Origin of the sequence: Ruthenibacterium lactatiformans (assembly GCF_000949455.1) — a bacterium.
Classification (GTDB): Bacteria; Bacillota; Clostridia; order Oscillospirales; family Ruminococcaceae; genus Ruthenibacterium; species Ruthenibacterium lactatiformans.
Map to the genome: position 1 here is coordinate 15,928 of NZ_JXXK01000021.1, position 13,437 is coordinate 29,364.

13 protein-coding genes are annotated in these 13,437 nt (G+C 59.8%); 1 reads left to right on the forward strand and 12 read right to left on the reverse strand.

Features of this window, described 5'->3' with window-relative positions; all coding sequences use genetic code 11:
* Positions 1-6: 6 nt before the first annotated feature.
* Positions 7-699 (forward strand): PHP domain-containing protein, encoded by a 693-nt coding sequence (locus TQ39_RS13385; RefSeq protein WP_050005896.1) that lies wholly within the window; start codon positions 7-9, stop codon positions 697-699.
* A gap of 74 nt (positions 700-773) precedes the next feature.
* Here the strand turns inward: TQ39_RS13385 and TQ39_RS13390 are convergent, their stop codons facing one another.
* The 12 genes from TQ39_RS13390 to ruvC all read right to left on the reverse strand — a co-directional run bounded on the left by TQ39_RS13390 (position 774) and on the right by ruvC (position 13,412).
* Positions 774-3,104 (reverse strand): ATP-dependent Clp protease ATP-binding subunit, encoded by a 2,331-nt coding sequence (locus tag TQ39_RS13390; protein ID WP_050005897.1) that lies wholly within the window; start codon positions 3,102-3,104, stop codon positions 774-776.
* Positions 3,105-3,135: 31 nt separating this feature from the next.
* Positions 3,136-3,819: a CvpA family protein gene (locus TQ39_RS13395; protein WP_050005898.1), complete on the reverse strand. Its 684-nt coding sequence runs from the start codon at positions 3,817-3,819 to the stop codon at positions 3,136-3,138.
* A 61-nt stretch (positions 3,820-3,880) separates the two neighbouring features.
* Positions 3,881-5,197, reverse strand: a complete 1,317-nt coding sequence (locus TQ39_RS13400; RefSeq protein ID WP_050005899.1) for a DUF5711 family protein — start codon at positions 5,195-5,197, stop codon at positions 3,881-3,883.
* Positions 5,198-5,224: 27 nt separating this feature from the next.
* Positions 5,225-6,013 carry a tRNA pseudouridine(38-40) synthase TruA gene (gene truA / locus TQ39_RS13405; protein ID WP_050005900.1) on the reverse strand — a complete coding sequence of 263 codons (789 nt, stop codon included), beginning with the start codon at positions 6,011-6,013 and terminating at the stop codon, positions 5,225-5,227.
* Between the two features lie 36 nt (positions 6,014-6,049).
* Positions 6,050-6,868 carry an energy-coupling factor transporter transmembrane component T family protein gene (locus TQ39_RS13410; protein ID WP_050005901.1) on the reverse strand — a complete coding sequence of 273 codons (819 nt, stop codon included), beginning with the start codon at positions 6,866-6,868 and terminating at the stop codon, positions 6,050-6,052.
* Positions 6,869-7,738, reverse strand: a complete 870-nt coding sequence (locus tag TQ39_RS13415) for an energy-coupling factor transporter ATPase (RefSeq protein WP_009325556.1) — start codon at positions 7,736-7,738, stop codon at positions 6,869-6,871.
* The gene (locus TQ39_RS13420) at positions 7,723-8,619 is read right to left on the reverse strand and encodes an energy-coupling factor transporter ATPase (RefSeq protein WP_009325555.1); all 897 of its coding nucleotides are present in this window, start codon (positions 8,617-8,619) and stop codon (positions 7,723-7,725) included. Before TQ39_RS13420 ends, TQ39_RS13415 begins: the two co-directional genes overlap by 16 nt.
* Positions 8,620-8,729: 110 nt before the next feature.
* Positions 8,730-9,608 carry a class I SAM-dependent methyltransferase gene (locus TQ39_RS13425; RefSeq protein ID WP_050005902.1) on the reverse strand — a complete coding sequence of 293 codons (879 nt, stop codon included), beginning with the start codon at positions 9,606-9,608 and terminating at the stop codon, positions 8,730-8,732.
* Positions 9,609-9,682: 74 nt separating this feature from the next.
* Entirely contained in the window at positions 9,683-11,032 is a 1,350-nt protein-coding gene (glmM, locus tag TQ39_RS13430) for a phosphoglucosamine mutase (RefSeq protein ID WP_050005903.1), read from the reverse strand.
* 112 nt (positions 11,033-11,144) lie between these two features.
* The gene (gene ruvB / locus TQ39_RS13435) at positions 11,145-12,209 is read right to left on the reverse strand and encodes a Holliday junction branch migration DNA helicase RuvB (RefSeq protein WP_009325552.1); all 1,065 of its coding nucleotides are present in this window, start codon (positions 12,207-12,209) and stop codon (positions 11,145-11,147) included.
* 3 nt (positions 12,210-12,212) lie between these two features.
* Entirely contained in the window at positions 12,213-12,821 is a 609-nt protein-coding gene (ruvA, locus tag TQ39_RS13440; protein ID WP_050005904.1) for a Holliday junction branch migration protein RuvA, read from the reverse strand.
* A 69-nt stretch (positions 12,822-12,890) separates the two neighbouring features.
* Positions 12,891-13,412: a crossover junction endodeoxyribonuclease RuvC gene (ruvC, locus tag TQ39_RS13445; protein ID WP_009325550.1), complete on the reverse strand. Its 522-nt coding sequence runs from the start codon at positions 13,410-13,412 to the stop codon at positions 12,891-12,893.
* Positions 13,413-13,437: the final 25 nt, after the last annotated feature.

A 13,437-nucleotide genomic window follows, 5' to 3' on the forward strand; every position in this document is an offset into this window, starting at 1 on the left:
TCTGCAATGTTCAAACTGGAAACACACTGCCACACCTCTGAAGTGAGCGGCTGCAGCCGCCTGCCCGCCGTGCAGCTCGTCACACAGCTCAAACGCTCCGGTTACGGCGGCGCCGTTATTACAGACCACTTCCACCATGGCTATTTCGACAGCCTTACAGGAAGCTGGACACAAAAGATCGACTGCTTTCTGTCCGGCTACCGCGCCGCGTGTGAAGCAGGGGCACAGGCCGGCCTGCACATTTACTGCGGGCTTGAGTTTCGCACCACCACAAGCGACAACGACTATCTCCTGTTCGGCGCTACGCCCGAACTGCTTTACAGTACGCCGGAGCTGCACCGGTATACCATCCCGCAGCTGCGCGCCCTGGCGGACCTCGAAGGCCTGCTGCTGGTGCAGGCACACCCGTTTCGCACCGGGCTGACGCGGGAGGACCCCGCCCTGTTGGACGGCGTGGAGGTGTTCAACGGCAACGCCCGTCATGACTCTCACAACGATGACGCGCTCCGCTTCGCCCGCGAAAACGGCCTGTTGTTTTTTTCCGGCTCCGATCATCACGAGACCGAGGACCGTGGACGCGGCGGCATGGTGCTGCCGCGCGAGCCGAAAGATGAAGCAGACCTCGTCCGCCTGCTGCCTTCAGCAGGCCTGCTGCCCGATATCCTTCTGGAATTTTTCCCGGTCAAGCCCGAAAAATAACATCTGAAAAACGGCCCCGCCGCTGGCATTCCAGCAGCAGGGCCGCTTTTTTGTATCATTCTCCGGCGCGGCGCTCAGCAATGCAGTACGATATCCCCGTCCTGCGTATCCACCTCAATGGCCGTCAGCGGCTCGCCGCTGATGATCTTCCCGGCGATGGCATCCTCCACCTCTTTGCGGATGACACGCCGCAGATCGCGGGCGCCGAACTTGCCGCCCTTCGCCTTTTCACACAGCAGGGCAAGCGCGGCTTCTGTCCAGCTCAGACCGATGCCTTTTGCCGCGAGAGGTTCCTTGTACTCGCCAAGCATCAGAGCGGCGATCCGCTTCAGGCTCTCCGGAGAGAGCGGCGCAAAAGTGACGATCTCGTCCACACGGCTCATAAACTCCGGCCGCAGAAATTCGCCCAGCGCCTTGATGGACTTATCCCTGCTCATTTGAGCGATGGTACGGTTGAAGCCTGTTTCTCCGGTCTTGTCGCCGGAGCCTGCATTGCTCGTCATGCAGATGAGCGTATTTTCAAAATTGACCGTGCGGCCCTGGGCGTCGTTGATTTTTCCTTCGTCCAGGATCTGAAGCAGCAGGTTCATCACATCCGGATGCGCTTTCTCGATCTCGTCAAACAGCACCACGCTGTATGGCTTGCGGCGCACTTTCTCCGTCAGCTGCCCGGCCTCGTCATAGCCCACATAGCCCGGCGGCGAACCGATCAGGCGGCTGACCGTGTGCTTTTCCATGAATTCCGACATATCCAGACGGATAAGCGGGTCGACCGTATCGAACAGCTGCAGCGCGAGCTGCTTGACAAGCTCTGTTTTGCCCACACCCGTGGGGCCGACGAAGATAAAGCTGGCCGGACGGCGGCGCGCTGAGATGTCTGCGCGGCTGCGTTTGACAGCGTTTGCCACCAGATGCACGGCCTCGGGCTGGCCGATGATGACCCTGTTCAGGTTTTCTTCCAGATGCGCAAGCTTTGTATACTCGGTTTCCTTTACTTTTGCGGCCGGAATCCCCGTCCAAAGCTCAATGACTTTTGCCACATCCTCCATCGTCACCTGGATGCCGTCCACGGCCTCCCGCTGCGCGGGCAGCTCTGCCTCCAGGCGGATGATCTCGGATTTGATCTGCGCCAGCTTCTCGTAGTCCGGCCCCTCCTTGGCCTGTTCCTGCTCAGCCTCCTGCTCTTTCAGGCCCGCAAGGTGCTTTTCATTTTCCACCCATTCGGTGATTTCCGGGTGGCGCAGGCTGCAGCAGGCACAGGCCTCATCCAACAGGTCGATGGCCTTATCCGGCAGGAAACGGTCGGTGATATAGCGCTCGGACAGCGTGACCGTGCTGCGCACGATGGCTTCACTCACCTTTACATGGTGGTACGCCTCATAATACTGGCGGATGCCCGCGATAACAGCCGTAGCATCGTCGATGGACGGCTCCTCGATCTTCACCGGCTGGAAACGGCGCTCCAGCGCCTGGTCTTTCTCAATGTATTTGCGGTATTCTGCAAACGTCGTCGCGCCGATGACCTGAATCTCCCCCCGGGAGAGCGCAGGCTTAAGGATGTTGGCTGCGTTCATCGCGCCCTCGGAATCCCCCGCCCCGGTGATGTTGTGGATCTCATCAATAAATAAAATAACGTTGCCCGCCGCTTTCACTTCGCCAATGAGCCCTTTCACACGGCTTTCAAACTGGCCGCGGAACTGGGTTCCCGCCACCAGGCTTGTCAGGTCCAGCAGATAAATTTCCTTGTCACGCAGGCGCGCCGGAACGTTCCCCTCTGCGATATGCAGCGCTATGCCCTCGGCGATGGCCGTCTTGCCCACGCCCGCCTCACCGATGAGGCAGGGATTGTTCTTCTGGCGGCGGGAAAGGATCTGGACGGTGCGGTAAATTTCCCTGTCGCGGCCCACGATGCGGTCCAGCTTTCCGTCCCGCGCCTTGCGGGTGAGGTTCTCGCAGTAATTGTCCAGAAACTTGCGTTTCTTGCCGCGGTCGTTCTTACTCTTTACTTCCTTCTCCGGCGCTTCTTCCGCTTTCCTGCGGCCGCCGAAAATACCGAAGGGGAACGTTGCGTTGCCGCCGGGCGTAAAATCGCCGTCGCCGCCTTCGTCCGTATCGTCGTCCGGCGCTTCATCCCCGTCCGCATCGTCCTGCGGCGCCATCATCCCAAGCTGCTGCATCATGGCGGCGGGGTCCATATCTCCGTTTTCCATCATGCCGGCGAAGCGTTCTTCCATAGCCTCCAGATCCTGATCGGAGATACCGAACTGTTTCATAATATCGTCCACGGGCTTGATGCCAAGCTCCCGCGCACACGAAAGGCAGTAGCCCTCGCTTTTCGCCTCGCCCGCCTCCAGCTTCTGTACAAAAACAATGGCGGGGCGTTTTTTGCATCTAACACAAAGCATTCAGATTATTTCCTTTCCTGTTCTCCGCATCTTACAGAAACGGATTATACGCGGAGAAAAATGAGTAAAAATAGCTGCCCGAAAGCGACGAATCGTTGACGAACGGCAGATTTCCGTTTGTGATGACCACCACGGCCCACAGCAGGCACAGGATGAGCAGCACGTTGATGAACCCGGCCACCACGCCGATGCACACGCCCAAAATGCGGTTCACGCCGCCCAGAAGCGGAATCTTATTGATATTGGTGAGCACAGTGACAAGGAATGCAATGACGACACGGCACAGCACAAATGTGGCAAAAAACACCACTACAGTGATGAGCGGCACCACCAGCGGCGCAATGATCTTTTCCACCACCTGCTGAGCAATATCCGGAGCGCCGGAATCCAGCATGCCGGCCGCAGAAGCCGTGATATCGTCGATGAACTTCTGCGGCAGGATGCCCGAAAGGCCGTCCAGAATGACGGACAGGTTCACCCCGCCCTGCTGCTGGATGGTACGGGCCGTCTGTTCGATGAGGCCCGATTTGAAAAAGTTTTCAAACACCGTGGGCGAAAGCTTGCCGGATACCACCCAGGCCAGCGCCAAAGACGCGAGGTTGCCCACAAGGTCCATCAAGCCCGCCACAAAGCCTTTGCGGGCGTAATGGAACACAGATACGACGATCACCGCGATGAGCGCGACGTCGATGATGATTGCCGGTGAGATATTCATAAGTATGTCCTTTCCTGCGGGATGCATTCCCCCGCATATGCTTCGGTTGCGGTGGCCGGCGTCATCCCGCGGACGCCGACGGCGGCGCGGGCGGCTCGAACACGCTCACTTCCCCCTGCTCCAGCAAAAGCAGCTTTCGGCCGTTCACCATCGCCAGCGGCTTTGCCTCCGTCACGGTTGCGCCGTAAAACACGCCGTCCAGGCCATAGCTCAGCACACCGTCATTTGTCAGAACAAACGCACCGGTACGGCTGGCTGCCACGCCGCTTGCGCGCTCGTTCACGTCGGCACTGCCCGCCTCGGACAGGGTCGCGTCCAGAATCGTAAGCTGCGTCAATGCGCCGTGTACGCCGTCGCCAAACAGCAGCACCGCATTCTTGCCCGCGCTGATGGCCGCGCTCTGCAGCGTGCGCCCACCATAGGAATAGCGGTACAACTCTGTTCCGTCGGCCGTATCGTACACCGCGGCATAAGTATCGTACAGCACCAGCACCTCGGCATTGGTGAGGTACTGGATCTTCACGGGCATGCCCTCGGTATTGCGAATGGTGACATATTCGTCTTTACGTGTATCCATCAGGTACACGGTACCGCCCAGCGCGCCGCCTTCGGCGTAAGGGCACCCCGCTGCGAACTGCCGGTTGTCGCCGGCAAACGCGAGAGCTGTAGGCAGGTCCTGCGTCTGGAAGGTATAGATGTTCTCAAACATCGGGTCATAAACATACAGCTTTGACTTTGTAAAAACCGCCAGCGTGCCGTTGGGGCTCATAGCGCAGAGCTGGATGGCGTCATCAAATTTGTTTTCGAACAGCGTGCGGCTGCGGCTCTCCACCCGCAGCTCCTTGCCAGCGCGGTTGTATACACACACACGTGTGTTGCCCGCCGTAATGGCCGGCCTGCCGTAACCGTGCTGGATGCGCCGCACCTCGTTGCCGCCCGCGGAATAGATGGCCAGGTCCTTATCGCCTACCGCCACGAAGCCGCCTGCCAGCGGCAGTGCATTCTGATACCCGGACAGCGTAAATGAAACGGGATAGCCGGGGCTGGGCGTCAGCGCGATGCCGATGGAGTCCACCGCATCGCCCAGCAGCGCCAGCGACGCGCCGTAAATGCCGGTGAAATAGGCCAGTACCGCAGCCAAAAGCACCGCGCACACCGCAGCCGCGCGGATACGGCGCATGCGCTTGCGCCGCCGGATACGTTCAATACGTGCCGCGCTGCTCCGAGGCGGCACGGGCTCCGCGCCGGGCGCCTGCTCTTGGATGGCGCGCGGCTCGCCCGCATCGGGACGCACCGCACTCCGCGCAGGGGCGCCGGGCCTCTGCGGCGTTGTATTCTCCTGTTCGCGCCCGTCTGGTTCGCGTGGCATCAGTTCCATAAATCGTATACTCTCTTTTGCGTTTCGTTATTCCTGTTTCGCCGTTATTTCCTGCGCGGCCTGTGTATTGCCGGCTTCTTCTTCGGAGTAATTCACCTTGTAAAGGAAAAGCCCCTGCGCCGGAGCGGTATCCCCCGCCAGCGAACGTTTTTTTTCTTCCAGAATATCCCGCATGCGCTCCGGCGGCATGCGCCCCGCGCCCGCTTCCACCAGCGTGCCCACAAAAATGCGCACCATATTGTACAGGTAGCCGTCCGCGCACACATGGAACGTGATATCGTCCCCCTCACGCCGCACATGGGCGAAATACACCGTGCGCACCGTATCGGCGATATCGCTGCCGGAGGACATGAACGACACAAAATCGTGTTTTCCCACAAGGTACTGCGCCGCGCGTTCCATCCTGCCGGCATCCAAAGGCCCTGGGAAACGCCAGCACAACCCGTTCTGAAACGGGTCCGCCACGGCGCTGTTATGAATGCGGTAGATATATTCTTTGCTTTTCGCACTGTAACGGGCGTGGAAATCCTCCGGCACCCGGTGCGCCTCCGTCACTCGTACATCGTCCGGCAAAAAGCGGTTGACGGCAAGCGGAAGCTTGCGCGGCGGAATCGGCTTGGGCTGCGTGTAACTGACACAGTACCCAAGCGCGTGCACACCGGAATCCGTGCGCGAACACCCTTTCACCGGCGGCCGCACGCCGTACAGGCTTTCCAGCGCGTTCTGCAGCACCTCGCACACCGAAAGCGCATTTTTCTGCACCTGGAACCCGTGGTAGCGCGTGCCGGCAAAGCGCAGCGTAATGCAGACGTGCATAAAATTCCTCCCGGACGATTTTAACACAAACCCCTTTTACCCAATGCGTGCAAAAAACAGGTTGCTCATACCAATGGCGACAAACACCAGCACCGCCACAACAGCAATGAGGATGTCGGAACGGTGCATGTGCAGCTGCTTCAGGCGGGTACGCCCCTCGCCGCCATGATAGCAGCGGCACTCCATGGCCATGGCCAGCTCGTCTGCCCGGCGGAACGCCGAAATAAACAGAGGGATCAACACCGGAATCAACGCCTTTACACGCTGGCGCAGATTGCCGGAATCCAGCTGCGCGCCGCGCGCCTTCTGGGCGTTCATGATCTTGTCCGTCTCTTCGATCAGCGTGGGAATGAACCGCAGAGCAATGGTCATCATCATGGCAAGCTCATGCACCGGCAAGTGCAGCTTTGCCAGCGGATGCAGAAGCTGCTCGATGGCGTCGGTCAGCACAATAGGGCTGGTTGTGTATGTCAGCAGGCTCGTGCCCGCGATCAGACAGATGATGCGCACAGCCATAATGACGGCGTAATAGATACCCTCTTTGTATATTTTCAATATCCACCAGGACACCAGCGGCTCGGATGTTCCCGTCATAAAAAACAGATTCAGCACGGCCGTAAACAGAATGATGGGCAGGATCGGCTTGATGCTTTTTCCCACGATTTTGAGCGGTATCTTCGCCACAAGGTACAAAACAGTGAGGAACACGATGGAAATAACGAGTCCCGCCGGATTCGAACCAACAAACAGCATCACGATATAGGCGATGGTGAGCAGCAGCTTCACGCGGGGGTCCATTGTATGCAGGATGGAATTGCCCGGGAAATGCTGGCCAATGGTGATGTCACGCAGCATTTACATACCCTCCTTTGCTGCCGCACGGGCGGCAAGGATGGTCTTAACAGCGTATTTTACCGTATATACGTCGGTGTCGATGTCCAGCCCCATCTCACGCAGGCGCAAAAATATCTTCGTCACCTCGGGCACCGAAAGGCCCAGCTCCAGCAGCTCCGGCGCGCGGGCAAACACCTTATCTGTGGCGTCGTACATCGCAATGCGTCCCGCGTTCATCACCAGCACGCGGTCTGCATATTTGGCGATATCCTCCATGGAGTGGCTGACAAGGACGATGGTGGACCCGGTCTGCTTATGGTATTCCCGTATCTGTCCGAGGATCATATCCCGGCCCTCCGGGTCCAGCCCGGCGGCGGGTTCGTCCAACACCAGAAGCCGCGGTTCCATGGCAAGCACACCTGCAATGGCCACACGGCGCTTCTGCCCGCCGGAAAGCTCAAAGGGGCTGCGCTGCAAAAAGCAGCTGTCAATGCCGCAGAACGCGGCCGCACGCTGCACGCGCCGGTCGATCTCCTCCGCAGAAAGCCCCATATTCGCGGGGCCGAAAGCGATGTCCTTATATACCGTTTCTTCAAAAAGCTGATACTCCGGGTACTGGAACACCAGACCTGCCATAAAACGAAAACGGCGGATATCTTTGGGGTCCGCCCACATATCCTCACCGGCAATGTACACCTTGCCGGAGGTAGGCTTGTTGATACCGTTGAAGTGCGTGATGAGCGTGGATTTGCCGCAGCCGGTGGAACCGATGACACCCACGAACTCGCCTTCTTCGATTTCGAAGCTGACGTGATCCAGAGCCACAGTCTCGTCCGGCATGCCCTGGTTATAGATATAGGTGAGGTCTTCCACCTTCACGATTGCGGACATGCGGACACCTCCTCTGCTTTTTCCTGTGCGGCTCCGGGCGCTTTTTTTCCTGTAAGCAGTTCATACAGCGCCGCAGCGCACTCTTCCACATCAATGATGTCATCCGCCATCGGGCAGCCCGCAGCCGTGAGGGCATGGCACAGCTCGGCGGCCTGCGGCACATCCAGGTGCAGCGCACGCAGCTCCTCCACATTACGGAACACCTCTTTCGGCGTGCCCTCCATAACCACTCTGCCCGCGCTCATTACCACCACACGGTCGGCTGTGGCGGCCTCTTCCATATAATGCGTGATCTGGACGACGGTGATGCCGTAGTCGTCGTTGAGTCTGTGTACCGTGCGCATGACCTTTTCGCGGCCGATGGGGTCCAGCATCGCGGTGGCTTCATCCAGCACAAGGCAATCCGGCCGCATTGCGATCACGCCCGCGATGGCCACGCGCTGCTTCTGCCCGCCGGACAGCTTGTGCGGGCCCTTTTCCCTGTATTTATAGATCCCGGCCATCTGCATGGCCTCGTCCACACGCGCCCGCATTTCCGCAGGGGGGACACCCAGATTTTCCAACGCAAAAGCGACGTCCTCCTCCACTACGGTGGCGACGATCTGGTTATCCGGGTTCTGGAACACCATGCCCACCTTCTGGCGGATGTCGAACAGCTTGTCCTCGTCCGCAGTGGACATATCCTCCACGTATACTGTGCCCGCCTGCGGCAGCAGGATGGCGTTAAAATGCTTGGCCAGCGTGGATTTGCCGCACCCGTTCGCCCCCAACACGGCCACATATTCGCCGCGCTTTACGCGCAGCGAAAGGCCGTCCACAGCGCGGTGCTGATCGTCCGTATAGCTGAATGTGATATTGTCTGCTCTGAGCATTTCTTCCATGCTTTCCCGTCCGTTTCTGATCCTTTGTCCCGCGGCCCTTTGCCGCGCGGCCCCTCTTCTCAAACAACAGCTTTCCCCTGTTTTTCGATACATGTTTTATGCCCGCGGCATTACAGCCCTGCGTTTCGTGCCAGCCACCACGCCGTGGCCCCACAGGGCACCACGCCGCCCGTAGCCGTTACCGGCAGGCCGATCTCGTCGCAGGCTGTGTGCCCTCCCCACCTGGGACATACCCGCGCCCGGAGCATATACTCCATCACACTGGGCGAAAGGCCCGTAGTATAACTGTTTACCGCGACGAACAGCGGCTCGTCGCTCAAAACGCCCGCGCACAGGTCAATGAAATCGTAGATGCTGTCCTCCAGCTTCCACACCTCGCCGCCCGGGCCGCGGCCGTAACTGGGCGGGTCCATAATGATGCCGTCGTACCGCACCCCGCGGCGGATCTCCCGCGCAACAAATTTCGCGCAGTCATCCACGATCCAGCGTACCGGCTTGTCCGCAAGGCCGCTGGCTGCGGCATTCTCCCGCCCCCAGGCCACCATCCCCTTGCTGGCGTCCACATGGCATACACTGGCGCCTGCCGCCGCGCACGCAAGCGTGGCGCCGCCTGTATAGCCGAACAGGTTCAGGACCCGGATGGGCCGCTCCGCCGCCGCGATGAGCCGCGCATAGGCGTCCCAGTTCACAGCCTGCTCCGGAAATACACCCGTATGCTTGAAGCCTGTAGGAGACACCACCATGCAGATATCTCCATAGGTGATCTGCCATTTTTCCGGCATCCTGCGCCGGTATTCCCACTGTCCGCCGCCCGAAGCGGAACGGTGATACACCGCATTCGCGCTTTTCCACAGCGGGCTGCTCTCTCCGGTTTTCCAGATGACCTGAGGGTCAGGCCGCACCAGGATGGTTTTGCCCCAGCGCTCCAGACGGTTGCCGTCCGTTGCGTCGATGAGCTCATAATCTTTCCAGTTGTCCGCTGCCCGCATAAAAACCTCCGGTCCAATTCTGCGGCAAGGCCCGGCGCTGCATGCGCCGGGCACGCCCGCCGTTCGTTTTACTGTTAATGAATGCGCTCGTTGATCTTCACTGCAATGCGTTCGGCGCTGGCGGCGATGGCCGCCTCGTCTTTTCCCTCCACCATGATGCGGATGAGCGGCTCTGTTCCCGAGACCCGGACCAACACGCGTCCCAGGCCCATCAGGCTCTGCTGCTGGCTCTCAATGAAGCCCGCAATGTATTCATCCTCTTTATAGCGCGCCTTTTCCTCCGGTGTGGCCTTGATATTGACCATCACCTGCGGGAAACGGACATATACGTCGTTCAACTCGCTCATCCTGCATTTTTTCTCGGCCATCGTGCGCAGCAGCATGCCCGCCGTCAGTTCGCCGTCTCCGGTGGTGGAATGCGCCAGCAGGATGACGTGTCCGCTCTGCTCGCCGCCGATGACATAGCCTTTGTCGCGCATTTCCTCCAGCACATAGCGGTCGCCCACGGCGGTGACAGCCGTTTTCATGCCGTTCTGCTTCATATACTCGATAAAGCCCAGGTTGCTCATTACGGTAACGACCGCCGTATCCTCGGGCAGCTTACCGGCGTCCTTCAGGTCTTTCGCAAGAATGGCGATGATCTTGTCGCCGTCGATCTCGCGCCCCTTTTCGTCCACAGCCAGGCAGCGGTCTGCGTCGCCGTCAAAGGCCACGCCGCAGTCCAGCCCGTTGTCCACCACGTATTTTGCCAGCTTGTCAAGGTGGGTGGAGCCGCAGCCCTCGTTGATATTGCCGCCGTCCGGATCCGTGCCGATGAAGCGGCACGCCGCGCCCAGACGCGGAAACAGCAGCCCGGCTGCTTCACTGGCCGCTCCGTTGGCACAGTCGATGGCGATATTCAGCCCCGTCAGGTCTGCGCCGATCGCCTTTGCCAGATAATCGACATAATCCGACAAAGCCGTGTCCACGCGCCGGACGGTCCCGATGGCTGTACCGGTGCACAGCGTCAGCTCTGCGCCGTTGTTGAACACATGGTGCTCGATCTCTTCTTCCACTTCGTCCGGCAGCTTATAGCCTTCGCCGCCGAACAGCTTGATCCCGTTGAACTCCACCGGATTGTGCGAGGCTGAGATAACAACACCCGCATCCGCGCCGTATTTGCGCACCAGATGCGCCACAGCAGGCGTGGGGATGACGCCCAGCAGCTCCACGTCCGCGCCGACGCTGCAAAGGCCGGCGGCCAGTGCGCTTTCCAGCATATCTCCGGAAATACGGGTGTCCTTGCCGATGATAAAGCGGGGGCGGTGCTGCGTCTTGCCCGCCAGCACAGCCGCCGCCGCGCGGCCGATCTGCATCGCGAGCTCCGGAGTCAGGTCTTTTCCGGCAACGCCGCGCGCGCCGTCGGTTCCGAACAACTTTCCCATTGTGTCATCCTCCTCGTAAATGTTCCCTCTTAGGATAGCGAAAAAATGTGAACAAATCTAGTGTGCTTTTCCCGGCATTGTGCCCAAATCCATTTTCCGCGCAACGCCTGTTTTACAGGTCGTCCAGCGTCTGCTGGCCGCTGGCCTCAGCGGTGCCGGGCGCTTTCATGCCCAGATGCTCATAAGCATACCGCGTCACACATCTGCCGCGGGGGGTTCGCGTCAGATAGCCGAGCTGCATCAGGTACGGTTCGCATACATCCTCCAGCGTCACGGCTTCCTCTCCCAGCGCGGCGGCAATGGTCTCCAAACCAACCGGGCCGCCGCCATACATTTCAATGATGGCCCGCAGCAGGCCCCGGTCCATCTCGTCCAGGCCCGTGTCGTCGATGCCCATACGCTGCAGCGCTTCCCGGGCGATGGATTCGTCGATCACGCCGTCGCCCAGCACAGCGGCAAAATCCCGCGCGCGCTTGAGCAGACGGTTCGCCACGCGCGGCGTGCCGCGGCTGCACTTCGCCATTTCCAGAGCGCCGCCCTCCTCGCAGGGAACATTCAAAATAGAAGCGGAACGGCGGATGATCTTTGCCAGTTCCTGCGGAGAGTAAAGTTCCAGCTTGAGCAGCACGCCGAAGCGGTCGCGCAGCGGGCTGGTGATCTGGCCCGCGCGGGTCGTCGCTCCCACCAGCGTAAAGCGCGGCAGGTTGATGCGGATGGATTGTGCGGACGGTCCCTTGCCGATCATAATGTCCAGCGCATAATCCTCCAGCGCAGGATACAGCACCTCCTCCACCTGCCGGGACAGGCGGTGGATCTCGTCGATGAACAGCACATCGCCCTCCTGCAGATTCGTCAAAAGAGCGGCAAGGTCGCCGGGTTTTTCAATGGCCGGGCCGCTTGTGATGCGGATCTGCACGCCCATCTCGTGGGCCACGATACACGCAAGGGTCGTTTTGCCGAGGCCCGGTGGGCCGTACAAAAGCAGATGATCCAGCGGTTCGCCGCGCATTTTGGCCGCCTGCAGGTATATCTTCAGGTTTTCCTTTGCTTTGTCCTGGCCGATGTACTCCTCCAACGTTTTCGGGCGCAGGGACGCCTCGCTGTCAAAGTCCTCCGGCTCCGGCTCCGGGCTCACAAGGCGCGGACCGTTGTCGATCTCTACGGTTTCCAGAGCCATGGATTACCTTCCTTTCCCGATGCCCTGCAAAGCAAGGCGGATAAGTTCCTGTACAGGCAAAGACGGGTCCAGCCTGGCAATGGCCTGCGCGGCCTCGCTGCCCGTATAGCCCAGGCCTGTGAGGGCGGCAATGGCCTGCGCCACGCCGCCCGTGGCTGCAGGCGCTGCCGTACCGGAAGCATCGGCCAGGCCAAGCCCCGTGGCCAGCCCCTTACCTACCTTGTCTTTCAGCTCCAGTACGATGCGCTGGCCCAGCTTGGGCCCCACGCCGCTGGCCGCAGTAAACGCCTTGTGGTCTCCCGCGGAAACAGCCAAAACAACTCTGTCCGGGCTGAGTACGCTGAGGATGGCAAGCCCCACCTTCGGCCCCACGCCGGAAACGCCCGTCAAAAGGCGGAACATCGTCTGGCTCTCTTTGTCGGCAAAGCCAAACAGCGACACATCATTCTCGGTGACATTCATACAGGTATACAGTGTACAGGTATCGCCAACAGCGGGCAGCGCGCCCGCCGTAGTGGACGGGATGGCCGCCAGATACCCCACGCCGCCGCAGCTTACCACGGCGTAATCAGGCGCTTTTTCCAGCAGCTTCCCTGTCAGGCAGTAGATCATAATTTCCTCCGGTCTTTTCCACGCGCTCCAAAGCGCATCTTTTATTTGTATGCTTGTATCCAGCTCAAATCAAAAATATCCCATTTGCTGGCGCTTTGTCAGCGCCACGCCATACTGTTTGGAACGGTAGCTGTACGCATGGCAGATGGCCATAGCCAGCGCGTCGGCCGTGTCGTCCGGTTTGGGCACGGCGGGCAGCTTCAAAAGCGTCCTGGTCATTTCCTGCACCTGCTTTTTTGTGGCCTTTCCGTAGCCTGAAACGCTTTGCTTTACCTGCAGCGGCGTATATTCGAACACCGGCACGCCTGCCTGCCGGGCACACAACAGCAGCACGCCTCTCGCTTCGGCCACGGCGATGACCGTTTTCTGGTTGGTGGTATAAAATAGCGTTTCAATGGCCATTGCGTCAGGCTTGACGGCCGCCAGCAGCTGCGTCATGTCATCATAAATTTCAGATAATCGGTCCTCAAAGGTCGTATGCGCCTTTGTGGTGATGGCCCCATACTGAAGCGTGGTAAAAGTGTTTCGGGTATAATCCAGCGCGCCGAAGCCGACGATGGCATATCCCGGGTCGATGCCCAATATCCGCATGGCGCGCCCTCCCATTTCTTGTGCC